This window comes from Kosakonia sp. CCTCC M2018092 (genome assembly GCF_003864115.1).
GTDB lineage: Bacteria > Pseudomonadota > Gammaproteobacteria > Enterobacterales > Enterobacteriaceae > Kosakonia > Kosakonia cowanii.
Window position 1 is genome coordinate 2,966,168 of sequence record NZ_CP034225.1, and the last position, 26,051, is coordinate 2,992,218.

The window sequence follows — 26,051 nt, forward strand, 5'->3', positions numbered from 1 at the left end:
CGGAGGCGAAAAAAAACCGCCGGGTCTCCCCGGCGGCGGGCATTTCCGATAACCTCCAGGGTTACCGACAGGTCGCGCTAGCTGTTGCCGTTATTGCTCCGGCTACCGTGACTGTTTTTGCCCCCTTTTTTACCTGCTTCTGAGGCGCGCTGAGGATCGTTTTTAAAGTTCCCCCCGCTCTGCTGGCCGCCTTTGCGACCTGCTGCTGATGCTCTTTCACGGTCTTCAGCGAAGTTACCTGAACCACCACGATGATTTGCCATCTCTCACCTCCAGTCGGTGTTAGTGAAATATCAGACATCTTTCTGCATTCAGTAAAAGAGGACTCTTTCACCTCACGACGTTAAAGCTAACCCTTTAACTGCGCCGCGTGAGAATAAGCTTAGTGGAGCGCGGCCCATCGGCGAATGTTCATTAACATTTTGCAACAGCTTCGGGGCCGAGCGGCAGAAGTGACTTAAGCGAAACCAATAAATAATTCTTATGTATAGGGAAATTAGCAGGGTTAAAAATGTGTCAAAACGTAACCATAAAATCCTGTGGGGAAATAGTCTTAATTATCAGCAATGACGCGTGTCGGTTTGCACTCTCGCTATCACGTCATACCCTTAATAGGGGACGCAGCTTATCGCTGCGCAGTGAACGTTTCATGAGGAACAGCCAATAGCGGCACTGGCGCAGTCAGGAACATACAATTTCCTAATCCTGAACTACGCTTGCTCATCATGGGATGATGATTGTTCCCATCGGCTACGCAGCGAAAGAGCTGTCTGATATTTCGCATCTTGCGGCAGCACGCCTTATGGCGCGACAACGATTGCCGGCATGGCAGTCAAACTGAACGGCTAACTTTAACAGGAGGCGCTTATGCCAACTCAGGAAGCAAAAGCTCATCGCGTGGGTGAATGGGCCAGTCTGCGTAATACATCGCCAGAAATCGCCGAGGCGATCTTCGAACTGGCTGATTACGACGAGGTTCTCGCCGAGAAGATTTGGGAAGAAGGCAGCGATGAAGTGTTGATGCGCGCCTTTGAAAAGACTGACAAAGACTCCCTCTTCTGGGGTGAACAGACCATAGAGCGCCAGAACGTCTAGCGCTTCGGCTCCCCCATTTTTGGGGGAGCGTATCTGCTTTTACTGTGCAACTTTGCGCATCACTTCACTGAATTTTGCCATCGGACAGAATCCGTTACTGTCGGTCGGGCAGCCCGTTAATTCCAGCGTGTAACGTTGCACCGGCGAATCAAATCCCATTTTTGCTACGTTACGCATCTGCTCGGCGGTGAAGTAGAGATACTCAATCTTCATCAGATCGCGGTTGCTCTTCCCGTCATGCCAGCGCTGGAACACCACTTTGCCGCTGATGGGCGTCTGCTCGAACTGTCCGGGCAGTTGCCACGGTTTGGCATCCAGCGCCGCCAGCAGCGAGGCGATATTGGAGTCATGACCAACCAGCAACGTCACTTTCGGCGCAGCGGCGGGCTTCTCCACCAGCTGTTGATCGAGGTAATTGAGCAGCGGTTTTGCCACATTGCGCGCCACCTCTGGCGTGGTAAAAAGAATGGACTGATAGCTGTTTTTCAGCTTCTCCAGCAGTTGCCACTGCTTGTCGCTTTTAATTCCGCCAAAGGCGACTTCATCCTGCGGGAAGCCTTCGTAATATTGCAGGGTAAATGCATCCACCAGCGCATTTGCCGTTTTTAGCGGCCCGCTCACGGAGGGCTCCAGTCGGTAATCGGCGCGGAAGGTATCCTTTCCATCACTGAGGGTGCAGGGTTTGTCGCTTTTCGCTTTGCAAGCCGGCGAAGCCGGATAATCGACAATCTGCTCCAGCAGCTTATAGCTCTCAGTCAGATCGACACGCTGGCGGCTAGCCTCCATTGCTTCGACCGCTTTCTGGCGAAAATCGTCGCTATCTTCGGTGATAACCGGGTTAAACAGCGGGTCCATTTCACCCATTTTGCGCTGATGGAAGATCGGCACATCGCAGGCAATAAAGACGTTACTGACAAAGAATTGTGCGGTGTCGTGGGTGCGCGGCAGGCTGTTTGCCCAGGCGAAAAACTGTTTCTTTGTCGGGCACTGTTCGGTAGAGAGCACTTTTTCGTGGGTCATCCACTTACGCATCTGGTGGGCAAAAAAGATCTCCACCAGCGCACCGCGATCCGTTAACTCCCCGCCTGCCACTTTCCAGGTTGGCCACGGTTTGGCGGTGGCCTGCGCCAGCGCACTGCCGTTATTTGCCAGCGGTGCGCGAATACCGTGACGGCTGACAATCACCACCTGTTGCAGGCTGTAGCCCTCCGGTGTCGTTTGTTGCGCCATCGCGCTGGGTAATGCCACGGCCGCGGCGATGGCGGCTGACCAGAATAAACGTTTCATCCCTTGTCCTTGTATCTCAACACGATGAGGCAAGTGTGACACAACCGCACAGCGGGTGGATGCAGGCAACCGCGCTTTAATCACATCAGCCGTCCTGGATCACAAAAAAAGGAGCCGCGAACGGCTCCTTGTAACGGCGCAGATCTCAGTAAGGGCTTTGGGTATGGCGCACAATGATCTCGCTGACATCGACGCTGTCCGGCTGATCAATGGACCACGCAATGGCATCCGCAATCGCCTCCGCGGGTAACGCGATACGGCGAAAGCCCTCCATCGACGCTTTCGCGCTGGGATCGGTAATATGATCGGCCAGTTCAGAAGCGACCACCCCCGGGCTGACTACCGTGACGCGGATGCAGTCGCTCTCCTGGCGCAGCCCGTCGGAAATGGCGCGAACGGCAAACTTGCTGGCGCAATAAACGGCAGAGAGCGGAAAGACCGCATGCGCGCCAATAGAAGCCACGTTGATGATCTGCCCTGCCCGCTGCTGCTGCATGGTCGGCAGCACCGCCGCGATGCCGTTCAGCACACCGTGAACGTTGACGTCGATAGTCTGACGCCACTCCTCCATTTTCAACGCCGCCAGCGGTGAGAGCGGCATTACGCCAGCGTTATTGATCAGGACATCGATGCGGCCATATTGCTGGAGCGCAAATTGCGCCATCTGTGCCAGATCTTCCGCCTGGGTTACGTCAATGGCTAAACAGTCGATACTACCCAGTTCATCACGCAGAGCCTGCAAACGCTCAATGCGGCGCGCGCCAATAACCAGCTGATGACCCGCCTGCACCAGGCGACGTGCGGTGGCTTCACCGATCCCACTGCTTGCGCCAGTGAGCAAAATAATTTTGCGATTACTCATCTCTCTTCTCCTGTATTAAGTGACGCAAGCAGGTTAACCAGCGCGCGACTCGCAAAACAGGCGCATTCTTATCCCATGATTGCCTGTTTCTCTTCACGTTGTTCACTTGTTGCGCGTGAATCGGCACAATGCTTGCTCAAATATCAATACTTGTGAGGAACAATGATGGAGGAGATGGTGGCGCTGCTGCGGGCGCTTGCACCGCACGAAGGCTGTACACGCTCGGCGCTGGAGAGCGTCTGCTTTATGCGCTCAGACCGCCCGCTGGCGCGCACGCCGGTGGTTTATAAACCCTCCATTGTGATCGTCTGCCAGGGGCAGAAGCGCGGTTATCTGGCGAATCGCGTTTATCACTACGATAAACAGCACTACCTGGTGTTATCGGTGCCGCTCCCCTTCTCGACGGAAACGGACGCCAGCCCTGAGAAGCCGCTGCTGGCGTTAACGGTGGATCTTGATATGACGGTGCTCTCTGAATTGATGCTGTCGCTGGATCTTCCGCCCGGTCGCGCAGAGGCGGCGCCGGAAGGCATTATGTCAACGCCGCTCGAAGCGGATCTTGCCGATACGGCAGTGCGATTACTGAAAGCGCTCTCGTCAAAGCAGGAGGCGCAGGTGCTGGGGCCGCAGTTAGTGCGGGAGTTGTATTACCGTGTACTGATGGGCGAACGTGGCGATGCGCTGCGTGCGGCGCTGGTTAATCAGGGGCAGTTTGCAGCGATTGCTAAAGCGTTGCAGCGTATCCATACACACTTTACCGAGCCGCTGCATATTCCGACGCTGGCAAAGGATGCAGGCCTTAGCGTGCCCGCGTTTCATAAACATTTTAAATCCGTCACCAGCACCTCACCGCTGCAGTACATCAAGTCTGTGCGGCTTAATCAGGCGCGCTTGTTAATGATTCGCGATAACGCAACCGCTGCGGGTGCGGCTTTTCACGTCGGTTATGAGAGCCCTTCACAGTTTAACCGCGAGTTTCGCCGCCTGTTTGGCCGCAGCCCGCGGGAAGAGGCCAATGAAATGCGCGCCTCCTTCGCGCTCTTTCCTCCCGTTTAATTTACTTACTCTGCGCCTTGCCAGATATGGACACAGTTGCGGCCGCGCTCTTTGGCAATATAGAGCGCTTCATCAGCCCGCTGGATAAAGCGCTCGTAATCGGGGTGTCCATCGAACATGGCAGCTCCAATAGAGAGGGAAATCGGTACCCGCTCACCCTCAGGCGTTTTAATGATGGTCTTTTCGACACGAGAACGGATACGTTCGGCAATTCGATGGGTATCAAACTCGGTCGCTTCAGTTAACAGGATGACAAATTCATCGCCGCCATAACGAAATACATAATCACTGCTGCGCACGTTGTCATAAAACGCACTGGAGACTTTACGCAGGATCTCATCTCCCATCGGATGTCCCCAGCTATCATTTATTTGTTTAAATTTATCGACATCAATGATTAATACTGACAGCGGTGTAGAGGCTCTTTGCGCATGGGAAATTTCGCGCTTGAAAATGGTTGGCATAAATCGACGGTTAAGTAGCTTCGTTAAAACATCCATACCTACTTCGTGACGGGAAACCTCTTCAAAGAGCTCCCGCAATAATGTGATTATTTGCACCACATTTTTTCTTACGGAAATAAGAAAGCTGACGCGCAGCGCGCGGTTGCTTAATGAGCGGGGTGTCGCCCGGGTAGAGCGAAATATTTCATCAAGCTCTTGCAGAAGGCGGGAAATATGGCCAACCTCCGCAATCCCACTAAAATAGTGGCGTCCTTTGTGGTTAAACCATAAACCGAAATCGGACTGGCTGACGGAAAGCGTATTACCTAAGTCGGCATCCATAATAATTTTATAAATCAGATCTATCTCCCAGCTGAGTAGCGCCGCGGTTTGCCGCTCTTTCTCCTCTTCTGCATTCTCCATCAGCGAGAAGATACGGTAATTTTCATCCTCTTTTGCTGAGTTATGCTCGCTGAAAGAGAAGGCTCGTGACATCACTTCCATTGCCAGATCGATGCTGTTAATCGCATGGTGATAGACCTGCAATTTCTCTTCTGCGGTAAACTCACTTTCAATAATCACCGGATAGAAGAGCTTCTTAAGCACGCGAAAGCCCATCTCGACCAGCTCAACGGAGATTCCTATACGCGCATGCACTTCGGCAACCGTATGCTGCTGCTGAATCAGGTGCTCGATATCATCCGGTGTGCAGGCTAATACCTCTTTTATCCAGCGCTCCAGCGCGGATTTAAGATGTATTTCAACCTGGGCATTAGAGAGAAATTCACGGGCATGGGGATCGGTTAGTACGATGCGGTAGAAGGTTTCACTGAGATCGTGGGCGTGGGTGTAAGCCACCTCAGCGGTGAGACGGCGAATATGCTGATCGGTCTTTTCTAATAGCGTGAGCCATTCGCCCTTCATCGATTTAAGATAAGTTTCCATCATTCAGACCCTTACGGTAGTTAACACATCTTACGTTCAGGATGTTGCAAACAAACGTCCATCGACGCAGATCGACAGGGCCAGAATTACCGTGGCACCGCCCATATATTCCCTCTGTTAGCGTCCGGGCGGTCCTCGCTCACGATTTACAAATCACATGGTAAAACAGCGTGTTAGAGTTCATTTTAACCATGTAAGAAGGCAATAGTAGAAACGTACCGAAATAGAGTATAGCCCGTTCAATTGCTATCACAACCTGGAATAATAACCTGGGCTGAGCGTTAAGATCTTATTTAAGACTATTTAATTACGGCTTCTCGCAGCAGCAATTTACAATCAGAAACACTCTCCCAGGCATTATTCTATATGGTAATTAATCATATGAAGATCTATACAATAAGCGACGATGTATATTTTCAGAACGGAATGATTTCATTGGCTAATGCAAGAGGCTGGACAATAGAAGCGCAACAATTCAACCCGCAATTACTCACCGAACTTACTCTGGACGACGTTGTTATTCTCCACCTCGATAAAAAGAACATGGCTTATGCTAAAGCTATTTCCCCGCTCAATAAAGTGTGCAAGCTGCTCGTTATTTCTGGCACAACGCGAAATATTTTGATCGACGAAGCCGATATAGTGCTTAAAGCCCAGGACTCGCTAAATGAGATTAGCCACGCGATTAAAAAACTCGCCAAACTCAGGAAAGAGGCCACGCATAAAGAAAACGTCCTCAGCGATATTGAAAGGATCGTGTTGAATGAATCGCTAAAGGGGAAAAATATTCACCTTATTGCCAAGCTGCTCTCTATTTCACCAAAACGGGTCTATGCCTATCGAAATAAAGCATGCAAAAAGATGGGCGGAAAAAAGATCAGCGATCTTCTGCTGATCAAAGATAATTTGCTGGAGCATGCTCACCTTTCATCCCCTACTCTCTCTCCTTAAACTGGCAATGTCCGTCTGCAGTGTGTAACCACTACAGACGGACATGCACTACCAGAGCTGCGACTGCTTGTTGATCTCGTCCCAGCGAAAACACATATCACACGCCATCAGAAAATCGTTGTGCCACAGCCTGTAAATATGCAGGAAGATAAACGCGAGGCACGGCAACAAACACAGCAGAAAATAGGCTTCGAAGAGGATAGCCAGGCCCGAGAAATCGAGTAATAAGCTGGTCAGGGCGATCCAGAACACTTCAATCAACAGTAAGCCCAGAATCCGCAGCCAGAAAGGTGTACCCGTATTGATGAACCGCGGTAACGGGCTGGCGAAATAGAAGTCAATTTCGCGCATAAAGAGGCGTCCGAGAAAGATATAGCGCCTCGATAGCCGTACAAAAAGCAGATTCATCGCCAGCACAATCCCGCAGAGCACCAGCATCGCGACCATGAGCGGCGCAAAGAACAGCCCCTGTTCGAGGGAGAATTCAGGCTGCTTTTTAAGCGGCACAATGGTTAACAGGCTTACGCCCAGGCTAATCATCAGGTAGCGGGCAACATAACGGTGAAGATGCTTAAATCGCAGCGTTTCATTCACCTCTTGCCCGATCAGCTTGATATAAGTGCTGCGGATAAAACGAAACACAACATAGAGAAAGAGCGGCGATAGCGCAGCCAGCAGAGGCAACACCTGCTCTGGCGTAAAAAACAAAAGCGCCGCCTGCGTGATAAGCCAAAAGAGCGCTCCGCTCAGCAGGCTGGCGATCGCCGGTCGCGACAGCGCCCTTTCCAGTCGCCCCGCTTTTTTGCCAATGAAGAAGGAGAGATCGATATTTTTAATCACGCATTTATACGTCCAGTAGGCTTGTAGTTCCCAGATAAAATGAAACATCACCAGCCCAAGGATCGCACTGATCATCAGCGTATCCTGTGATGTCAGGTTAAACGCCGCGTTTTTCCAGTATAGCCCCAGCAGCAGATAGAGAATGATGCAGAGCAGCGGCAGGATTTTTTTGTCCTGGTGGCGAATAAAAGTCAGGTAATCAGGTATCACGAGGGTGTCCTCACGCTGATAAAAGCGTTTTACAGTGCCGGGACATCGCGGGCGTAAAACCGATAAAGTCAGTGAGCATCTGTGCGAGGTAAGCTTTATTGCTGATCTCAACAAACTGCACGCCCGGCTTATGAATAAGCCACCCCTCGATTGCGTGACGCCATTTAACGGTGTGAGTCAAATGGAGCGCGAGATTTTCTTTGATCTGCTCAGGATCATACTCTGCCTTGCCGGAAACATTCATTACCACCGCATGGCGCGGTGGCGTAACTTCTACCCCGGCGAGATAGTCCCGCATCAAGGCAACGCCTTCTGTCATCAAACGCGTATGCCACGCGCCGCTAACACCGAGTTTGACCGGTTCGAATCCGTTCTCCAGCAACAGACGAGAAAAATCACGTAGCGGTGCGCTAGCCCCGCCAATGACCTGCTGCTTAGGGCTGTTATCACAGCTGATATCAACAATTAGCCCGGCATGGTCGATCAGTTCGCGCAGGCGCAGAATATCAATACCTTTCACCGCCGCCATCTCGCCTTTATGCAGACGGCTGATGTCATGCATAACCTTCGCGCGAAAGTGGATCACTTCAAACAGACTCTCCAGGGAGAGCGCACCTGCGGCATAGAGGGCGCTATATTCACCGACGCTATGCCCGCAGGAACCCACTATCGTACAGGGATCCATTTTTGGCTGGCATAGGCTATAAAGCGAGACATTAATGGCCGTCACCGCCAGCTGCTGCACCGTAGTCTGAATCAGCCGGTTCATCGGGCCTTTCAGGCACAGACGGCGAATATCAATCCCCGATACATCGCTGGCGCAATCCCAAATATGTCTGGTTACCGAAGTGAGATCCCATAAGTCAGCCCCCATGCCGATTGCCGGATTTCCCTGCCCGGCGAACAGTAATACGAGCGGTTTTTCTGTTTTATATTCACTCATCTTTCATGTCCTTATAAGAGATAGTTAAGCCCCAGATAAAATCCGACGGTTTTGCCAAAAAAAGCGAATTCCGTATCCTGCTTACCGAGCCCGGCCCAGCCGCCCGCATAGAGATTAAGGCTATCGTCAAAGGCCGCTACAGGCGTCGAAACGTGTATACCAAGCAGAGAGCTGTTATCACGCATATTCATCGTGATATAGGGCTGGAGCGTTATGTCCTTCTCGCTACGAAAACTGCCATAAGCGCTCAAATAGTGTTTTCCCTGCAGCTCTCCTCTGTTGGCGGCATTCCCTATTTCCGCTCCCATCAGATATTTGTATGCATCAAAGATTTGGTCTAATAACGCCGACTGCGATGCTCTGTTCAGATAACGTGAAAACTCCACCTGCTGTTGCCATTCATTCTCTGAATAGCCTTCACTCTGGAAGTAGTATTCAAGCCCCAGCACAGCGAAGTCGCGGGTGGTGTATTGCGCGCCTAAAGCCACTTCAACTCCCGCCTTGCGCTCTGCACGATAAAGCGAAGAGGGAAATTGATAATCAACGACCTCTGCGGCACGTTCAGGCGAAAAATGGCGCCATTGCTGAGCGTTGTGCAACGCCACCTCACCGTTAAAAGTAAGCGCTGGTGTATAACTGAAGCTGTCCGAGAGCGCGAGAGAATGCTTGTCGCCCAGCAGCAGGCTAATAGCAGGCGTGTGGTTCGCCAGGCGATAGTCGGTATAACTTAAGAGATACCGCGCCTGAGCGTTGCCGCGCCGGTTTGCTGACCAATGGCTGGATGTTTCATACCGCTGGTTAATGGTTGCCAACTGCGGCGCAACCGTAAATGCCAGGCTGTAATCGCGATGGTTATCAACTAACCGCGCCCCCCATGACGATTCGCTATAGTTTGACCGCATGGCGGGATCGTAAATACGGGTGCTTTTAAAGCCTGCGTAATAGTTGCTCATCAGGGCTGCGGGCGATTTGAGAAAAAAGAGCCCCGGCGTTGCCGTTAACTTCCCGGCCTCCAGGCGAAGCCGGTCTGAGAGAGTGTAATTGAGTTGTAACCTGTTGAGCAGCACACGCGATCGCTGCTGATCCTCTTCAAACGAGCCGGGCAGATGCCATGCATAATAAGCAAGGCCATAGAGGGAAAAATCAATATCCAGACGGTTTTCAATGACCGCACACTTGCTGCTGAATTTTATCCCGGCATCCTGAAAAACATTTGTCGGTGTATAAGCTCTTTCTCCAGCGGTGCTCCACGGCGAAGCGGTTCGCTTTATATAAGAGGTTTGCAGCATCAGCGCGGTTTCGCTATTTGCGGCCACCTCATCGCCTGAGAGACAGGACGCCTGCGAGAAAGAGGTAAGTAATGACAAAGGAATAAGCAGAGTATTAATGAGCGTTTTCACCTGACACCCCGCTGGATAGCTTCCCTGGTAAAGTTAAATTCAGGCAAAGACTCAAGTCTGACGTCGCTATATTCCATAACGGTAAATCCTTTGTGGTGGCGTGCATCATGCACAATGATTTTCATCGGCCGCGCTTCTCCGAGCACGGTCTGGTAATCCAGATAACTCACCTCCTTAAGTAATTTCTCATCCTGGGAATAAAAGGAGGCAGTATAAGGACGGAAGCTCTCTTTCTCGACCAGATAGATAATTTTGGGATAGGTTGCCGCGGCGGTTTTACGTTCAAGGGAGAGTCGATAACAGAGACGCTTTCCACAGGCCGTTTCGCCAGTGAGTTGAGCGTTATAGGCGTAATCGAAATTGGTAACAATGACATCGCTATTCGCGATCTGCCCGACTAAGCGCTGCTCAGGCGAAACAGGCATTGGACGACGTAACTCCGGGGAGTAAAACCATAAGTCATACCAATCCGAGAGCATAATTTTGCCTTTATCTCTGGCAGGATAGATAAAACGCACAAGGGATCTTGCAGCCGCAGGCTGGCCATTTTCGGGTTTCATAAAGCGCATCGACACATCGAAAACCTGTGTATTGACCGCCTCACCAGCCTTTTCTTTATATTCACGCACCGTGACGGTATAGCGAAACGGTTGATTAGGGGAGCGTATTTCGTCAGCCCGGCGGATAATATCCTGCGCCGGCGTCGCATTGCAGACCACAGGGATTATCGCCAGCGCGATAAAACATAGAGAGAAAATATTCATAAGCTGTCCTGTTTTATGAAAATTTAAAAGCATCGGCCAGGTTCAGTTTCGCTGCGCGTAATGAAGGGCGCAGGGAAGCGAAAGTCGCGGTAATAACCGGTAAGAAAAAGGTAAACCAGACCGTATTCACATCCGTGGTTTTAATAAATGCGGTATACCCCTGCGACTGTCCCGGTGAGGGCGGCATCGCAATACCTTTCACATTAATAAGCCAGGCAAGGGCAAATCCTATCGCCAGGCTTCCTGCTGCGCCAATAATGCCAATAAATATCCCTTCAAGAATGAATAGCCGCGTAACATGCCATGGCCTTAGCCCGATAGCGCGTAAAGTGGTAATTTCCCGGGTACGCTCAACGATATTCATGGTAAGCGAGTTACCGATCATAAAAATAACGACTACTGCAACAAGAAGTTTAATAAAGAAGTAAATCCCGGACAGAAGATCTTCGACCTGCTGATAAAAGGGCGAGACGCTATTCCACTCTTTTACGATCAACGGTAAATGATGTTGGGCAATAAAATGCCGAAGTTTAACCGCAAAGCCTGAGACGTTTTCTGTATTGAGCAGAATCAAAACCTTACTGACGCCCTCAGTTCCCATCAGGCGCTGCGCTGTCGTTAACGGCATCTTTATTGCCGTATCATCGTAATCTTTGATGCCAGAGGTAAAAAGACCTCGTACTTTTAAAGAGATAGCCCCCTGGCCTCCCTGGGTATTCACCACCATGATATCCAGCCAGTCGCCATACGCGGCGTTAAGGGTTTTGGCCAGACCGCTTCCAGCGGTCACTTCGTCCGTTTTTACACGTGATAAATCGCTACCACTGATCAACTTATCGAATGAGCCAAGCTTTAATGCGGCTAAAGGTTCGACGCCAAGGCCGGAGAAGTAACTGGTGGTTTCGTTTTCATATTGTGAGGCCACGCCAGTAAACTCAAGTTGGCCTGAAATCGTCGAAATATCAGCCGATAACTCTGGCTGGGCAAGAATGGTTTGCTTTAACGCAGCATAATTTTTAATTAAGCTCTGGCTCCTCTTTGCACTCTCAAAATAGGCTGGATTATAAATTTGCACATGACCAATATTGGTACGAATGGTTTGCTCTTTCAAAATCCAGAAGGAGTACTGAATAAAACCGCCATAAAGAAAAATGGCGACACCGCCAAGCATTATTGCGGCCAGTGTTGATAAGGTGCGCCGCCGATGGCGAAAAATATTTACTAAAGCAAACTGCGCATCTTTGAAGCGGAAGAGTAAACAAAAAACAATAAAAAGTAGGATAGCGCTCATCGCCAGATTAATAAATGACATGGTGTATTCCTTTACTTCTCTTTTAATAGTGGCATAACGACCTGCGTCAATTCCTGCAGATCCCACTCTGGCGCGGTGCCAGGCGCTAAGAGAGTATATTTCTCCACGCGCGTTCCCAACTTCCTTAAATCGTTTAACAGAATCGCGGCATCGTGCGTTCGCCCGCAATCTATGAGCGCGCGGTAGCGCATATAACGAATGGAGATGAGCATATTCTCATCAAATAAGTCTGTTGCATTCTCCAGGCGTTCGGTGTCATGCAGAGCGATGATGCACCGGCCGTTTTTTTCAGGTAAGTAAGCATCAATACGCGCACGTAAATAGTGCAATCGCAGATTATCGTCGTTTGACTCCACCGCTTCATCGAGAAAGAAAAAACCGGTTTTTGCATACTCTGCGGCGTGGATAAAGTCATTTATCGCAGCATAGTGTTTTGCCTGTTGTAGTACGCCGTAGGCGTAAAAGATCAGCGAGGCGACATGGTGTTCACGACGATATTCATTCCATAATGCGGAGGTGGTTTCGATCAGCGCATTTTGTTGTGCTGGAAAACCCTGCGCTATTATTTTCTCAGCTTCAGACGCTGGCGCGGCAAATGCCCCATTGACCACCAGCGATAAAACAATGATTACACTCCTAAGTCGATACCGTTTACCGGGCCGAATCATAAGTTAATTCTCCATCCGTGATTTCAATAACCCGCTTTGCCCGATCCTTGAGCTGGGTGGAATGCGTGGAAACAATAAAGGTGGTTTGTGTTTGCTGATTAATGTTTAACAACAAATCCATGATCGCCTCGCCGGTGGCTAAATCCAGATTGCCCGTCGGTTCATCGGCGACAACAACGCCAGGCTGATGCGCAAGCGCGCGGGCAATCGCCACACGTTGCTGCTGACCACCGGATAATTGACCGGGTTTTCGACGTGCAAGCTGTGCGAGGCCGACGCTGTCGAGCGCATGTAGTGCACGCGCTTTCGCCTCTTTTCTATCGCAATAGCCGTTGAGAACCAGCGGATAAAAAATATTATCCAGCACGTTCAGTACCGGGATCAGATTGAAGAACTGGAAGATAAAGCCGAGATGTTGACCACGAATCGCGGCCATCTCCTTTTCAGGAAGGCCGTTGAGCAGATGATTTAAAAAAATAACCTGTCCTGCGCTCGGTTGATCAATTCCCGAGAGGATATTAAGCAGCGTACTTTTGCCACTTCCGGAAGGGCCGCACAGCGCGATAAATTCCCCTTTCGCAATCTCAAGGCTCACGCTTTTCAATGCCTTAACCTGACTTTCACCTGTGCCAAATTGTTTTGAGATATCACTGAGAACAATGGCAGGCAGAGCTTTTACGCTGTTTTTCATGCGCCTTCCTTTTCCATTTCGAGCCAGCTGTCGAACCAGGCGCTACCACCGAAACTGTCCTTTACGATAGTGCGTATTTTTGTCCCGCGAGGCGCGTTTTGTCGCAGGAACTGCCAGCTCAGAGCGGGGGTTAAACAGCCGCTGGTACCAAAAGTCGCGCTAAGATCAATGACGTTTACCCCCTGTTCAGGCGTCCTGGGATTCGTCATCGGTCCGGCCTGCGCAAACAGATCGATATCGCTCGCATTCTCGTAGAGTTCACGCTGAGTTTGTGCGCCATCCTGCCAGCTATGGTAATTTCCGCAGCGAATGTTGATGCCCCCTGCGCGACGGCTAAAAATAAAGCAGCCGGCACGCTCAACGCAGAGGTGAATGCCGCTTTTTTTCTGCGCCCTTTTATTTCCGCCCTCACCCGTTAATGTTGCCTCGGAGAAGACCAGCAGCGGTATCGCACGCCAGGCCGCGCAGACCACCACAAAATCAAACATATTCCAGCGAAGATAATCCTGCGCCCAGCGCATCGCGGCGATCAGCGATAATTTCTCGCCGCGCATTTTGCAACTGACATCTTTGATGGCGAATTTCTTCAGGAGATTTTTCGGCAAGGTGTCGATGGTGGAGGTGTGCAATGCGCTGCTTAAATTTTCAAAAATTGCACTCTCGCCCCACGCATCAACGTAGATAAACGCGGTACGTGATTTTAATAACAGCATCCGCTCTTTTGCGCCCAGGCTCTGTAATGCACTTTCCGCTGCCTGCTCAAGCGCTTCGATATAGTGGATATAGTCCGGTTTACGCACCATTTCTCGTGCATAGACCGCTTTGCTGGTACCGAAGCGTTTAAAACCCCAGCCACGCTTAGCCGTTGCTTTCAAAGACTGGTTGTAGAGATGGGATTCCCAGACGTTCAACCACCCGGGGGAGTAAATATAAAAATCATCTTCCGGCTCGGTCATCGTAAAGGCATTGAGAAACATTGCATCGCTCATAGCCTTGCCTCCCCTTTCGCGAAGAGAGAGAGGACAACGCCGATAATGGAGCCATCCACGCCGAGACCGGTTTTTAACAGATGTGATTTTTGATGGGGCAGCACTGGCTGATTAATTAATAGCTGATGAGATATTTCATCACTTATTTCATCATTCGCCACTGCCGGAATTAACTCTCCCGCTCGTAAAGCCTCTGCACCGATAATGAGATCGATAAGACCGGAGCCAGTAGCGGTATACCCCAGCATCCCTTTGTAGGCCAGGACCGGTATCGTCTGCTCGCCCACCAGCATTGAAATCGCTTTCGCCTCCGATTTATCGCTGGTCGAAGATCCATTGCCGTGCGGAATAATGGCGCAGAGTTGATCCGCTGTCACCGCTGCTTCACTCAATACACTGCGCATCACTTTTAATAGATTAGAACTGAGCCAGCCAGCATCGTGGCTACGCCCGGCACTGGTCTGGATGTAATTTGATTTTAACCGGACAGAGTTCTTTCGCTTCTGACCGCCACGGTATCCATGGCGCTCCAGTATCATCACCGAAAAACCTTCTGCAAATAAGACCGCCTGACTGTTTTTACCAAACGGTTGCACTACTCTGCTTGCCAGCATCGACTGGTTTTCCAGGAACCAGATATCCTGGGTATTAATTTTCGAACAATTAATAACGCAAACCAGATCAAGGCCACCGCTCTCAATTGCATGACAACCCAAATGAAGGGCCGTCAACGCGGAATTACTGGTGCAGTTCATCGCGGCGGGCAGAATTTGCAGGCGGTATTTTTCTGCCAGTTTGAAAGCCAGATAATCCTGGGACATATTTCTGACATGCAGATTTTTTATCGATGCGGAAAGCGCAACGTCTTCAGTATCGTTTTTGTCGTAAAAGGATTTGTAATCCATCGCATCGACTCGCGTCCCGAGGCCAGTCACATAGACTCGGACAGAATCCCCTGCCAACGCGGCAGGGGGTAAGGCTGCCTGCGCCAGTGCCTCTTCGATTAAGCGGTAGATCAGGTCAAGATCAGACTCCTTCATTGCATTAAGCCTGGCCACGCTGACATTACGTTTAAATCCGCATTTGATTGCCTCCTCTTCACTGGCAAACCACGGCGTGGTGTTAACGCGGATGCCCTGTCGCAGATTATTCATCAACTGAGCAGGATGATGAGCATAAGGTAATGAAAGGCTGTAGCCGGAAATCAAAGCTGCATTTTCCACGGCGCTATCCTTTTATAACCATCGCGTAGTAGTTGCCGCCCTCTGTTGCGCCGACCAGCAGCGCATGGCGAACAGCAAGCCTCAGCGGCTGGCGCACAAAATTCATTCGATCATCGAAGAAGGACTCGGTGCCAGGAATCGCCGGTACGGTTTGCGTTTTGATGCACTCGGTAAGCACCAGCAGGTTCAACAGACCGGCCGACGACGCGACAAAACCGAAGTAAGCGTTGTAGTTAACAACCGGCACCTGCGGGTGCGACTGATGGAAAACCGCATAAAGGGCGTCGATCTCAACCTGCGAATGCGCAGGCCCGCCATGGCTGCTGCCGCACACCAGATCGATCTCTTGAGCCCCTATCCCTGCATCGGCAAGGGCACGTTGAATAGCCAGCACCATGGCAGCAGATTTTTCGCCTGATTGGGCAGGATCAAACCAGCTGTTATCACAAGATTTGCCGTAGCCAATGATTTCGGCCAGTACTTCAACACCGCGCTCGCGAGCAGCCTGCGGATCCTCAAGCAATAGCATGCAGGCACCTTCGCCGGGTACATACCCTTTTGCCTTCGCGCTATAAATTTGATAATCGGCCGCGTCGGCGATCATGGCGATTTTCTGCGTAACGGCATCCATATAGAGCGCCATTGAGGGAAAAAACTCATCCGCGCCGCCGACAATGACCTGTGGTTGCAGATTCTGCCGCACGAGTTCATAACCATAGGTCAGTGCGCCAAGCGCGGCATTTTCACCGGTTGCCAGCGTCGTGGTGTAGCCTTTGATCCCTTCGGAGATGCCACAAAAAGTGGCAATTGCGTTCATTAGCGAACCGGGAAATTCCGAAGTACGAACTTTGCGCGGATCGGGTTTCAGGCTTTGCAAATATTTATAGGTTGTCTCCTGCGGTCCGCGTGACATCCCCATCACCATGCCGAGGTTTTCGCCGTCGCGCTTAATTTTGCGTTTACCGCTGTTCAACGCCTCAGAGAGTGCTACCAGCGCGAAGGTTCCGCCACGAGTGGCTTTACGAGAATCAAAGCGGCGCAGATATTTGCGGGGTTCCAGATTGCTCACCTGGAATGTTTTAAAATGTGCCTCCTCTTCCGGCAGCCTTCCCGCACCCACGGCGTGCTCACTGCCAAAGAGGTTCCTCAACTGGTCGGTTTTCTCCAGAACCGCTAATAGCTCACGCGCCTCTGCCAATGTGTCCTGTGGGAATATCACGTCGCCCAGGGTTCCGGTGGCGCTGCCCTGCCAAATGTTATGCAGAATGTCGCTTACCGTGTGGCCAATAGCGGTAACGGCGCCAGCGCCGGTTATCGCAACACGTTTGGGGGGATAGTTAGTTACAGGGACTGTTCCCGGTCGGGTACTGATAACCATGCAGCAGTTATTACCGCCAAACGCATAGTTGTTTTTCAAAAAAAGATTAACCTGTTTCTCTCTGAACTCATTTGCAACGTAATCAAGATCGCAATTCGGACGCGGGAGAGAGAAGTTGAGCGTAGGCAAAACGATATTGTCAGGTAGCGTGACCAGACAGGCGATTAACTCAACGATGCCGGCTGCGCCGATGTTATGTCCAAAATAGGATTTTGTTGAGCTGACAAGCAAATCCTTGCGATTAGTGAAGACCTTGTTCATCGCCATGGTCTCGATCCGGTCGTTGGCTTCCGTTCCGGTACCGTGCGCGTTGACGTAATCAATCTGGTCAGGAGTAACGCCTGCGTTCTCCATCGCTTTGAGCATAACCTGCACCGCCCCATTAGCTCGCGGGTCAGGTCCGGTCTCATGGTAGGCATCGCAGGAGGTGGCATAAGAGAGGATTTCGCCATAGATAGTAGCCCCGCGCGCTATGGCATGTTCGTACTCTTCCAGCACTAACGCCCCTGCACCTTCGCCAATTGACATGCCCGGTTGGCCAGAGAAAGGTGTGCAGACATCGGGATGCATAACGTTAAGGGCATAGAAACCGGCGAAGGTCGGCAAATAGATCGGTTCCGTTCCCACGGCGAGCATGGTTTTGCTCTTCCCGTTTTGCAGATAATCGTACGCTATACCGATGGCATTAGGGCTGGCGGTGCAGGCGGTTGCCACCAGTTCCACCCCGCCTTTTAGACCAAGCAGCGTTGATACACTTGAGCAGCATGAGGCGAACCCGCCAGCATAAACGGCCTTACGCAGGGAAAAGTCTTCAATGCGCTGTTCAAATAGCGGCAGGAAGGCTTCCGTCCCCGCAGAGGAGACACCTACAATTAGTCCCGTCTCTTCAAGAGCAGATGAGTTTGTGATGAGGCCCGCCTGATTTAATGCATCTTTGCCCACTTTATAGGCCCAGAGTGCAGCGTTATCTAATGACTGTACAATTTCGTCTGCCAGTTCAGGGCATTGGATGTCGTGCAACACTTCAGCTGCCCGGGCATTTTCGAACCAGGTTTCAAAACGTTGGCTATCCGTCACGCCACATTTCTTATTAAGAAGTGCGCATTTGAAATCCTGAAGGTTTTCTGCCAGAGACGAGAGGATGCCCATCCCGGTAATAACGACTCTTTTTCTATTAATCTTCATCATGCTTCCCTGCAGCGGCAGTGAGAACAGACTGCCTGGTTCGATGCGGGTAACAACGCCAGCTCGCGCGTTTACTGATGGCTGACGTTGCGGACGATTAAGCGTGTCGTGCCTTCGTGGCATCGACATAGCTATGCTCTGTCGGGCGGACCAACAAACTTAAGTTATAAAGAAAGGGAAGATTCTGTGTTTTCGCCGGGATCTTCGCTGCAGCGGTTTCGATAGTGAAACCTGAAATATCTGACCAGGCGTAATCATGATCGAGCAGCGCAAGGGCAATTGAAGTGCCCAGCGCGGGAGAACAGGCAGACTTAACGATGACGCCGACCTGCTGTTCATCGACCAACACTTTGTCGTTGGAGGAGATCACGGCGCTCTCAGTCAGCGGACAGATACCAACGATTTTACGTTTTGCAGGCTCCAGGGAATGTTCGGCAGCAGCCTCTTTGCCGATAAACCCCTCCTTGTCGTATTGCACTGCCCACTGCATCTGCAACTCAACCGGATGACGGCTGAACTCACTATAGATATTTTCATCCCAACACATATTCTCAATGCGTACAGTGCGCTGATAATCAAGACCACCGGTTTTTAAATGATACCTTTCACCTCTATCAACAAGTGTTGACCATGCATCAACGAGTGTAGGTTGCGGGCCAATTAACAGGTAACCAAATTCACCATGCTTGCCGCAGCGAAAAATGATTAGCTCACCGTCCTGATTAATATATTCATGGTAGGGTAAGCCGATAATATCGAAGCCATAAACTTCAGCCAGCAACTCCCAGGAATAAGGGCCTTCAACCATCAGTGCCCCCCATGCTTCCTCTGTCATTGACTTGATAGCAGGCCTTTCGGAGATCTCGAGATATTCAGCATGTTGCAAAAGGTTATTAAGAGAGTTGGTTATGTCGGAGGCCGAGAGATTTTCTGACAAGATGTAGTAACCGTCAGGGGTACATAAAATATAGATATCACCTTTAATAGTGCCATCCTCATTAAGCACCAGGGAATAAAGCCCTTGTTCATCGCGAATAATGGAGACATCAGCCGAGGCCAGATGGTTAACTAAAGCCCATGCATCATCACCCATCACGCTTACTATCGACATGTGAGAGTAATCAACCAGCAGGGCATTCTCTCTTACCGCTTTATACTCGATAGCAGGTTCGTGATAAGCAGCAGGAATCAGATGATTATTAAAAATGCCCATTTTAGCCTTGCCGGCCAGATGTAAGTCATGCAGCGATTTCATAGCAGTCCTTATAAAATAGTTAACCGAATTTAAGCCTGACGTTTCGTTATCACAAAAGAAGCAAGGCTGTTAATGCTACGCATATAAGACGGATTGTCGCTTTCACTCACCTGAATATCAAAAACCTTGTCCAGCATTACAATAATCTCGGTCGCATCGACCGAATCTAATTTCAAGCCGTTGCCAAATAAGGGTGTATCATCGTCAATTTGCGATGGTTCACGAGGAATATTTAAACGCTGGATGATCTCTGTTTTGATGGTGAAGAGAACCTCTTTACGCTCTTCAATTTTACTCTGCATTACTGTCATGCTTTTCATCCCTGTAATTTAGTTTCTCGAAAATTGATAATGGTGCCATCGCTAATCCTTTTCTTACCAACATTTGCCGTAACGGAGTAGTGTTTAAAACCGGCAGGATCAGTGAACGCAGGCTTGCTTATCACTTCGATGGTATCTCCTGGATAAGCAATATCCTTGAATTTTAAGTTCTGAGATGCCAGAACGCCATGGACTTGAGCGCGACGCTCGCGGATAATTTCGGTTAATTCTGGCCGGTGAATAAAGCTATAAATATCACGCAAACTGGTTAATGACATACCGAAACGCTCTGCAAAGATGTCGCAAACATCGCTGATAAAAGAGAAATACTCACTCGCCTGGCCGAATATTTCCGCAACAATGACACCCGGCATAATAGGGTTTTCGGGGAAATGTCCAACAAGATAAGGATCGTTATAGGTAACATGCTTGATTACCCGAATATAACCATTATCACCATATTTATAATCCTCTATGCGATCGACCATCATAAGAGGCTGGCGCCAGGCACCCATCTCAAGAAATAATTTTGGAGGAATAGTATATTTTGACATAAATCACCGCATGACCAGCCCGCCATCAATCACGATGGTTTGCCCCACGATATAACTGGATGCTGAAGAAGATAACCAAACAATGGTATTAGCGACTTCGTTACAGTTTCCTAGTCGCTTGAGTGGTATAGAGTTTGTTACGTCTCGAACGACGGTTCTTGAGACTTTTTTTACCATCTTTGAAGCAATCATACCCGGTGCCACGGCGTTTACACGGATTCCACGTGGGGCAAGTTCAGCAGCAAGTGACCGGGTAAAACTGAGTAAGGCCCCCTTAGAAGCGCTGTAATTTGCTTGCCCTACACTGGGAATAATTCCAGCTATAGACGCAACATTAATAATCGTCGCGCCTTCTGCGCTTCGTAAGAGTTTCAACATCTCTTTTATAAGATGAAAGGCGCTTAACATATTGGTTTCAATGACAGTATTGAAATCGTCAAAACTCATTGAGGAAAAAAGATTATCTTTGACGACACCCGCATTGTTGACGAGAACGTCGAGTTGCGTGATAGCGGAACTAAGAGTGATAAACAGCTCACTTACGCTCTCAGGAATAGTAAGATCGCACTGCAAAATAGTTAAACGGTGGCCGTTTTGATGACGTTCACTTAATATACGAAGGGGATCAGCGCTACTTTTAAATATTGCATAAACGCTACAGCCCTGATCCAGGTATTTCTCACATATTGCTAATCCGATGTCTCCGCTTGCACCAGAGACAAGCACATTCTTAGTATCCAAATCCTTATATGTATACATTTTATTCCTTTGTCTTTCATCAGGAAATAATCGTTACTGCAACAGCATGTGTTCGACAGTGGGATATACTGAGAGAGATATGTCCGATATCTCGCTCCTTGATTATCTGTGCTATCCGGCCGGAAAGGGAAAAATAGGGGCATCCGAAGCAATCATGCTGGACCTCCATATCCTGAAAGGTTATCCCTTCGCGGAAACCCAAACCTAAAGCCTTAACGAGAGACTCTTTAGCAGCCCAAAAACCTGAAACTCTCTCATAATCCATCTCCTCGGCAATAAATTTTTTTCTTTCAGAAAGAGAAAAGACACGATGAAGAAAACCATCCCCTCCATTGTTTATTGCCCGCGTAATCTTACTAACTTCAACAATGTCCGTACCAATGTAAAAGCTTTTTTTTTCCATAGTAATTAAAGCTGATAACTGATGTTAAATTTTGCCGTAAAATCATCAACGATCATTTTTGACGGTGAGAGCAATGGAAGCGACAGGGATAGCTCATATCCCAAAGACTGAACGTTTCCTTTTACTCCTCCAGTAGCCCCCATAAGTTTGTCGCCCCCATAAATTTGCCGCGTAGAGTGGCTCCCACCTACTTGCCCATAATCAACTCCGAAGAAAGTAGTTAATCCCTTGAAGGCAGTTGTAAAGTTAAGAGTATTTTGTATGTAGAAGCCATTTATCGCATCAACACCAGAACTGTTTTCAAACCCTCTGACATTCCAGCGATTACCAATATTAAACTGATCCTGAATCGTTAGTGTCGCAGGACTGTATTGCGCACCGATGGACATCTCATACCAGGCAGGCAGAGATGACAACTTCAAAGCTTTTAAATAGTTCATATTTAAATTATAGATATGACTGGCACGGTCCACGTCGCCAGATAACATATCTGGTGTTTCTTTGCCATCAAGCCATTTAACAAATCGCTGCCAACTTATTGTTGAGTCTAATGAGGCACCGTCAAACCCCTGAATATAATTGAACGCCAGCTTAATGTTGCTCATATCGCGTTTCTGCATGGCCAGTTTGATGCCGCCAAACTCATAATCGGCTTTTCTTTTAAAAACTTCGAAGCTTGTGGAAATCTTCTTTGACATATCTCGAAAAAGCAAGCGCGAAGTTTTAAAGCTGTAATACTTATTCCTGCCAATATAATCATAACTCCAGTCAGCAATGGGTATATTTTGATCCGAGACGCTTGCGCTATAGGTAAATTCGTAGTCCCAAAATCCGTATGGGAAGGAGTACCAGGCGGTTATATTTTTGTACCCTCCAGTTATACTACTCGCTCCCGAAAGATAACCTACGTCACTTATACCGGCAAGATTAAAGAGATAAAATGCGCCACTAGATAAATTTTGCCCTGTATTTTTATCCCCCCAGTTACTATAGTTCGCTTTGGCGCTCCAACTCTTTGTACGGTGAGTATTTATAATGATATCGCTATAACCGCTTCGACTTCCGGGCGCGACATTTATCTTAACATCAACTGCTGGCGTCCTTTGTAAGTTTTCAAGGCCTTGCTCTATATCCCTTAGATTAAGAATATCACCCTGTTTAAAAGGGAGAATATGAGCATTAACGTCACTGCTTTCAATTAAAATATGTTCTATCCGGCCAGGAGTAACCGTTATGGCAAGCGCACCTGTAGTTAAATCTTGATTAGGAATATCAACACGCGTGGTGACAAAGCCGGCATTAATAAAATAGTCTTGAATAATATTAACAAAACTTCGAATCCCATTGACACCAAGACATTCGCCAGTAAATTTATTTTTAATACCTTTAATATTCAGATCATTTATAAAATCGTTATTAAGAGTAATCCTGGTTATGCGATAACATACTTTATCCTTAGGGATCTGGATATTATCAATGATCAACTCTCTTTTTTCAGAGAAAACATCTTTCTTCTCAATTTTATTTTCACGCAAAAGATTGGAGTCGTTGCGCTGCTGCTCCCTCGCAAACTTATCCAAATTGTCTGCTGCAGTCACATGAAAACAAAAGAAAAAAATTAGAAAATGTATTTTATAGAGTTGCACTATTACTGTCGCTCTCATTCAATTTAAAGCAGCAGCGGCGCTGCTGCTTTAATAATTTTTTTAAATCATAAACCAACGATAGTGCCTGAGCCGGTCAACTGTGAGGTAGTAAGTACAAGTCCCCTTTCACCACCTAAAACAGCATTAGACCCAGAGTTGTGTATTAATTTCGAAGTAATTACTGCGTTGCCTTCAGTAAAAATATTTTTGTAATTATAGATCGTGCGAGCAGCATTGACATCGAGATAATCCCAGGCAACGACATTACCATAGTTAGTTAAATCAACTGCGGCTTTGATAAACGCGGAGCTACCAACCATATTGCCTTTGCTGCTATTGACGACACTGCCATCTGATTCAACATAAAGCACGGTTCCTGCTGCAATATTTTTTTCGTTGGTAAGGGTGCCACTTGTATCAACTTCCAATGTATTATCAGAAGAAATCGTATTGTAATTATGCAACGCGCCTGCAACACGAACTAAAGCATTCTGCTTACTGCTAATCCATCCATAATTGTTAAAACTACTCCCAACAATTAGTGAAAGATATCGATCGGACGAAATTATCCCTGTTGCATCATTGTTTTCGATGGTACCAGAACTGTAGTTGGACAGTGAATCAACATCGATACTAAGATCGCCGGCACTGTGAAGCGTGGCATAATTATTAATCAAGCGCTTTGCATTAATTTTTGCATCACCGCCACTGGCTATCAAGGCACGATAGTTATCAATTGTTTCTGCGACATTCAAGTTTAACGGACCATGCTCAGCAATAATACGGCTATGAGTGTTATTAATAGACTGAGCGTTGATTGTTACGCCATTAGTGCCAATTAACCCACCAATTTGGCCCGGTATTCCGAAGTAATTACCATACCACGATCCGAAATCTTCACCATAGGTGTTATTAACATTGGTCTTAGCATCAATATTGAGAATATTATTTGCAACCATTAACCCATGATAGTTATCAACGTCTGCTTCGGTTTTGATTGAGATATCTTTACCAAGAATCATTCCACCAACGTTTTTGACATTTTTAGCTTTAATGTCAACGTTACCAAATTGTGAACTTACTAAACCGATGTGGTTGTTAAAATACCCAGACAAATCTATTTTAATCCCACGATCTCCCATAATTTGACCGACATAAAGACTATTGTCCATTGTAGAACCAATAATCGAGACGGTGTCTTTCGATAGCAGCCTTCCACTTGAGTTGTCGATATTGCCAATGGCAGAAAGCGACACGGCTTTATCAGAGGCTATTTTCCCATTACGATTGTTAATCGTACTACTACTTTCCAGTGAGATTGTCCCTGATGAACTTATTCCACCAGTCGAATTATTAATCGTGCCTGCTTTTAATTTGATTCCGTTGTCACCTGCAATTAACCCTAAGGAATCGTTACTAGTAGCATCAGCAGTGATATTGTCTTTGTTGATAAAATACTTAGCCGTTTCAATCTGAATGCCACCTGCTTGAGACCTGATAAGACCTTTAGTGTTATCAATATTTCCGGAACTAATTATATCAATCTTACCAGCAGATTGAATTTCGCCTCCAACATTGGTTATCTCAGAAGTTTCGAATGCAAGGGCGCCGCCCCTAATCTGCCCAGTCCGGTTATCTAACTTACCTGTTTTCAGCGCGACAACAGTTGCTTCCAGACCTGCAGAACTGCCCTTACCACTGTTGATTAGCGTTTTGCCATTTGTATTGATGCCTAACACACCGCCAGAAGCAATTTTACCGTTTTTATTATCTAACTCGCCACTATCTATATAAATATCGGACTCTGAGGAAATAATACCGGCACTGGTATTATTTAACGAATTATTTGTCGTATTAATAAATACCTGGCCTTTAGCGGAGATATTTCCACCGGTGTTTTCCAGCACACCATTAGTTTTGATGTTAGTGCCGCTAACCGATTGGACCTCACCGCCAGTGTTAATAAACTTACCATTTACGTCAATATGGATATCATCAGCACCACCTGCAATAGTGCCTGTATTTCTTACACCTACTCCGCTTTCAGTACTGATTAGATTGATGCGATTAGCGTACATGCCACCCAGATCTGAAACGTCCACAGCGTATGTGTTTCTGACACCGCTTGCCGTTACATGTCCTAAGACCTCTGCATCTTTATTAATATAATTATTACCGGCGATGACGGTGAGTTCATCGGTGACAATTTGTCCTTGAACTGCAACAGAGCGAGCAAGAATCTCTGTAGGCGAAGAACCCATTAGTCCTTTGAGAGTGATAATACCGCCACTAACTGAATAACCTCTCAACAAGCCGTTCTGAATATCCGGTTTACCGGTTGTGATAGTGGCTTTACTGGTGTTGATAAAGCCGCTTCCCATGCTCGTGGAGATACCATTAGGGTTAGCGATAACTAAATGAGCCTTGTCTCCTGCAACTTCCATCAGGCCTTCAAGCATACTGGTCTTATTAGAAGTGACTTCATTAAGGATGACTTTGGCGCTACCAGAGGTAAGATTGTTATTACCCGCGATGGCTCCCCCAATTACGGTATTTGTACCAGAGGAGCTATTATTGAAAATTACGCCGTTCTTACCAACATTGAAATCATCATAAATGTTATGAGAGAGACCATTATCATTGGGATTGGCAATATTGATTACGGGTACGCCATTTGAATTGACTATAGTACCATTTTTGATATTAAGATCGGCTGCTTGAGCAAAAACTGGTAGAGCGAGTAGAATAGAAGTCGCTACTGGATTGAATCTCATCAAAACCCGTGTTTTTCTTTCACCTTTCATTGATTTCCTACCTGTAATTTATGCAACTTATTAAGATGAGTTTAGTCGCTTACTAAATCGACTTTTTA

The 26,051-nt window shown here is 48.2% G+C and carries 24 protein-coding genes and 1 pseudogene; 4 read left to right on the top strand and 21 right to left on the bottom strand.

The window, feature by feature from the left end:
* Nucleotides 1-77 precede the first annotated feature (77 nt).
* Entirely contained in the window at nt 78-263 is a 186-nt protein-coding gene (locus EH164_RS14180) for a general stress protein (RefSeq protein ID WP_023481335.1), read from the bottom strand.
* A gap of 446 nt (nt 264-709) precedes the next feature.
* On the opposite strand from EH164_RS14180, the pseudogene EH164_RS22780 reads away from it, so the two are divergent.
* Both EH164_RS22780 and EH164_RS14190 read left to right on the top strand, forming a co-directional pair.
* Nucleotides 710-825, top strand: a pseudogene (locus EH164_RS22780) (NAD(P)H:quinone oxidoreductase); the annotation flags it as partial.
* Between the two features lie 42 nt (nt 826-867).
* Nucleotides 868-1,095, top strand: coding sequence for a YccJ family protein (locus EH164_RS14190; protein WP_023481800.1), 228 nt, complete (start codon nt 868-870; stop codon nt 1,093-1,095).
* Between the two features lie 39 nt (nt 1,096-1,134).
* On the opposite strand, the gene agp is transcribed toward EH164_RS14190, so the two are convergent.
* Together agp and EH164_RS14200 are read right to left on the bottom strand one after the other, a co-directional pair.
* Nucleotides 1,135-2,382 carry a bifunctional glucose-1-phosphatase/inositol phosphatase gene (gene agp, locus EH164_RS14195; RefSeq protein ID WP_124968757.1) on the bottom strand — a complete coding sequence of 416 codons (1,248 nt, stop codon included), beginning with the start codon at nt 2,380-2,382 and terminating at the stop codon, nt 1,135-1,137.
* A gap of 145 nt (nt 2,383-2,527) precedes the next feature.
* The gene (locus tag EH164_RS14200) at nt 2,528-3,244 is read right to left on the bottom strand and encodes an SDR family oxidoreductase (RefSeq protein ID WP_124968759.1); all 717 of its coding nucleotides are present in this window, start codon (nt 3,242-3,244) and stop codon (nt 2,528-2,530) included.
* A gap of 162 nt (nt 3,245-3,406) precedes the next feature.
* Here EH164_RS14200 and EH164_RS14205 point away from each other — a divergent pair, with 162 nt between their 5' ends.
* Nucleotides 3,407-4,300: an AraC family transcriptional regulator gene (locus EH164_RS14205; protein ID WP_124968761.1), complete on the top strand. Its 894-nt coding sequence runs from the start codon at nt 3,407-3,409 to the stop codon at nt 4,298-4,300.
* A gap of 5 nt (nt 4,301-4,305) precedes the next feature.
* Here EH164_RS14205 and EH164_RS14210 read toward each other — a convergent pair whose 3' ends face one another.
* Entirely contained in the window at nt 4,306-5,688 is a 1,383-nt protein-coding gene (locus tag EH164_RS14210) for a diguanylate cyclase (RefSeq protein WP_124971474.1), read from the bottom strand.
* Between the two features lie 381 nt (nt 5,689-6,069).
* Here EH164_RS14210 and EH164_RS14215 point away from each other — a divergent pair, with 381 nt between their 5' ends.
* A complete protein-coding gene (locus EH164_RS14215) occupies nt 6,070-6,639 on the top strand; it encodes a LuxR C-terminal-related transcriptional regulator (RefSeq protein ID WP_080263019.1) in 570 nt (189 codons plus the stop codon).
* 48 nt (nt 6,640-6,687) lie between these two features.
* Here the strand turns inward: EH164_RS14215 and EH164_RS14220 are convergent, their stop codons facing one another.
* The 17 genes from EH164_RS14220 to EH164_RS14300 form a co-directional block, all read right to left on the bottom strand.
* Entirely contained in the window at nt 6,688-7,689 is a 1,002-nt protein-coding gene (locus EH164_RS14220) for a hypothetical protein (RefSeq protein ID WP_124968763.1), read from the bottom strand.
* A gap of 10 nt (nt 7,690-7,699) precedes the next feature.
* Nucleotides 7,700-8,632, bottom strand: coding sequence for an ACP S-malonyltransferase (locus EH164_RS14225; protein WP_124968765.1), 933 nt, complete (start codon nt 8,630-8,632; stop codon nt 7,700-7,702).
* 11 nt (nt 8,633-8,643) lie between these two features.
* Nucleotides 8,644-10,032, bottom strand: a complete 1,389-nt coding sequence (locus tag EH164_RS14230; RefSeq protein ID WP_124968767.1) for a hypothetical protein — start codon at nt 10,030-10,032, stop codon at nt 8,644-8,646.
* Nucleotides 10,029-10,796: an outer membrane lipoprotein-sorting protein gene (locus EH164_RS14235; protein ID WP_124968769.1), complete on the bottom strand. Its 768-nt coding sequence runs from the start codon at nt 10,794-10,796 to the stop codon at nt 10,029-10,031. Before EH164_RS14235 ends, EH164_RS14230 begins: the two co-directional genes overlap by 4 nt.
* 13 nt (nt 10,797-10,809) lie before the next feature.
* The gene (locus EH164_RS14240) at nt 10,810-12,108 is read right to left on the bottom strand and encodes an ABC transporter permease (protein WP_124968771.1); all 1,299 of its coding nucleotides are present in this window, start codon (nt 12,106-12,108) and stop codon (nt 10,810-10,812) included.
* An 11-nt stretch (nt 12,109-12,119) separates the two neighbouring features.
* Nucleotides 12,120-12,776, bottom strand: a complete 657-nt coding sequence (locus EH164_RS14245; RefSeq protein ID WP_124968773.1) for a hypothetical protein — start codon at nt 12,774-12,776, stop codon at nt 12,120-12,122.
* Nucleotides 12,760-13,467, bottom strand: coding sequence for an ABC transporter ATP-binding protein (locus tag EH164_RS14250; protein ID WP_124968775.1), 708 nt, complete (start codon nt 13,465-13,467; stop codon nt 12,760-12,762). The genes EH164_RS14245 and EH164_RS14250 overlap by 17 nt, the downstream gene beginning before the upstream one ends.
* The gene (locus EH164_RS14255; RefSeq protein WP_124968776.1) at nt 13,464-14,456 is read right to left on the bottom strand and encodes an ATP-binding protein; all 993 of its coding nucleotides are present in this window, start codon (nt 14,454-14,456) and stop codon (nt 13,464-13,466) included. The genes EH164_RS14250 and EH164_RS14255 overlap by 4 nt, the downstream gene beginning before the upstream one ends.
* Entirely contained in the window at nt 14,453-15,679 is a 1,227-nt protein-coding gene (locus EH164_RS14260; protein WP_124968778.1) for a beta-ketoacyl synthase N-terminal-like domain-containing protein, read from the bottom strand. The genes EH164_RS14255 and EH164_RS14260 overlap by 4 nt, the downstream gene beginning before the upstream one ends.
* Nucleotides 15,680-15,683: 4 nt before the next feature.
* A complete protein-coding gene (locus tag EH164_RS14265) occupies nt 15,684-18,242 on the bottom strand; it encodes a beta-ketoacyl-[acyl-carrier-protein] synthase family protein (protein WP_124971477.1) in 2,559 nt (852 codons plus the stop codon).
* A 97-nt stretch (nt 18,243-18,339) separates the two neighbouring features.
* On the bottom strand, nt 18,340-19,497 hold the full coding sequence (locus EH164_RS14270) for an aminomethyltransferase family protein (protein ID WP_124968780.1): 1,158 nt from the start codon (nt 19,495-19,497) through the stop codon (nt 18,340-18,342).
* Between the two features lie 29 nt (nt 19,498-19,526).
* The gene (locus EH164_RS14275) at nt 19,527-19,808 is read right to left on the bottom strand and encodes an acyl carrier protein (protein WP_124968782.1); all 282 of its coding nucleotides are present in this window, start codon (nt 19,806-19,808) and stop codon (nt 19,527-19,529) included.
* A gap of 5 nt (nt 19,809-19,813) precedes the next feature.
* A complete protein-coding gene (locus EH164_RS14280) occupies nt 19,814-20,371 on the bottom strand; it encodes a 3-hydroxyacyl-ACP dehydratase FabZ family protein (protein ID WP_124968783.1) in 558 nt (185 codons plus the stop codon).
* Nucleotides 20,372-20,374: 3 nt separating this feature from the next.
* Nucleotides 20,375-21,130 carry an SDR family NAD(P)-dependent oxidoreductase gene (locus tag EH164_RS14285; protein WP_124968785.1) on the bottom strand — a complete coding sequence of 252 codons (756 nt, stop codon included), beginning with the start codon at nt 21,128-21,130 and terminating at the stop codon, nt 20,375-20,377.
* A gap of 19 nt (nt 21,131-21,149) precedes the next feature.
* A complete protein-coding gene (acpS, locus tag EH164_RS14290) occupies nt 21,150-21,533 on the bottom strand; it encodes a holo-ACP synthase (RefSeq protein ID WP_124968787.1) in 384 nt (127 codons plus the stop codon).
* 5 nt (nt 21,534-21,538) lie between these two features.
* Nucleotides 21,539-23,113: a ShlB/FhaC/HecB family hemolysin secretion/activation protein gene (locus EH164_RS14295; RefSeq protein WP_164483618.1), complete on the bottom strand. Its 1,575-nt coding sequence runs from the start codon at nt 23,111-23,113 to the stop codon at nt 21,539-21,541.
* Between the two features lie 131 nt (nt 23,114-23,244).
* The gene (locus EH164_RS14300; RefSeq protein ID WP_124968791.1) at nt 23,245-25,983 is read right to left on the bottom strand and encodes a filamentous hemagglutinin N-terminal domain-containing protein; all 2,739 of its coding nucleotides are present in this window, start codon (nt 25,981-25,983) and stop codon (nt 23,245-23,247) included.
* Nucleotides 25,984-26,051: the final 68 nt, after the last annotated feature.

Bases quoted from the DNA above. Each gene is read 5' to 3' on its own strand.
- EH164_RS14180 (WP_023481335.1), bottom strand. From the start codon at position 263: ATGGCAAATCATCGTGGTGGTTCAGGTAACTTCGCTGAAGACCGTGAA.
- EH164_RS14190 (WP_023481800.1), top strand. From the start codon at position 868: ATGCCAACTCAGGAAGCAAAAGCTCATCGCGTGGGTGAATGGGCCAGT.
- agp (WP_124968757.1), bottom strand. From the start codon at position 2,382: ATGAAACGTTTATTCTGGTCAGCCGCCATCGCCGCGGCCGTGGCATTA.
- EH164_RS14200 (WP_124968759.1), bottom strand. From the start codon at position 3,244: ATGAGTAATCGCAAAATTATTTTGCTCACTGGCGCAAGCAGTGGGATC.
- EH164_RS14205 (WP_124968761.1), top strand. From the start codon at position 3,407: ATGATGGAGGAGATGGTGGCGCTGCTGCGGGCGCTTGCACCGCACGAA.
- EH164_RS14210 (WP_124971474.1), bottom strand. From the start codon at position 5,688: ATGGAAACTTATCTTAAATCGATGAAGGGCGAATGGCTCACGCTATTA.
- EH164_RS14215 (WP_080263019.1), top strand. From the start codon at position 6,070: ATGAAGATCTATACAATAAGCGACGATGTATATTTTCAGAACGGAATG.
- EH164_RS14225 (WP_124968765.1), bottom strand. From the start codon at position 8,632: ATGAGTGAATATAAAACAGAAAAACCGCTCGTATTACTGTTCGCCGGG.
- EH164_RS14235 (WP_124968769.1), bottom strand. From the start codon at position 10,796: ATGAATATTTTCTCTCTATGTTTTATCGCGCTGGCGATAATCCCTGTG.
- EH164_RS14240 (WP_124968771.1), bottom strand. From the start codon at position 12,108: ATGTCATTTATTAATCTGGCGATGAGCGCTATCCTACTTTTTATTGTT.
- EH164_RS14245 (WP_124968773.1), bottom strand. From the start codon at position 12,776: ATGATTCGGCCCGGTAAACGGTATCGACTTAGGAGTGTAATCATTGTT.
- EH164_RS14250 (WP_124968775.1), bottom strand. From the start codon at position 13,467: ATGAAAAACAGCGTAAAAGCTCTGCCTGCCATTGTTCTCAGTGATATC.
- EH164_RS14255 (WP_124968776.1), bottom strand. From the start codon at position 14,456: ATGAGCGATGCAATGTTTCTCAATGCCTTTACGATGACCGAGCCGGAA.
- EH164_RS14265 (WP_124971477.1), bottom strand. From the start codon at position 18,242: ATGAAGATTAATAGAAAAAGAGTCGTTATTACCGGGATGGGCATCCTC.
- EH164_RS14270 (WP_124968780.1), bottom strand. From the start codon at position 19,497: ATGAAATCGCTGCATGACTTACATCTGGCCGGCAAGGCTAAAATGGGC.
- EH164_RS14275 (WP_124968782.1), bottom strand. From the start codon at position 19,808: ATGACAGTAATGCAGAGTAAAATTGAAGAGCGTAAAGAGGTTCTCTTC.
- EH164_RS14280 (WP_124968783.1), bottom strand. From the start codon at position 20,371: ATGTCAAAATATACTATTCCTCCAAAATTATTTCTTGAGATGGGTGCC.
- EH164_RS14285 (WP_124968785.1), bottom strand. From the start codon at position 21,130: ATGTATACATATAAGGATTTGGATACTAAGAATGTGCTTGTCTCTGGT.
- acpS (WP_124968787.1), bottom strand. From the start codon at position 21,533: ATGGAAAAAAAAAGCTTTTACATTGGTACGGACATTGTTGAAGTTAGT.
- EH164_RS14300 (WP_124968791.1), bottom strand. From the start codon at position 25,983: ATGAAAGGTGAAAGAAAAACACGGGTTTTGATGAGATTCAATCCAGTA.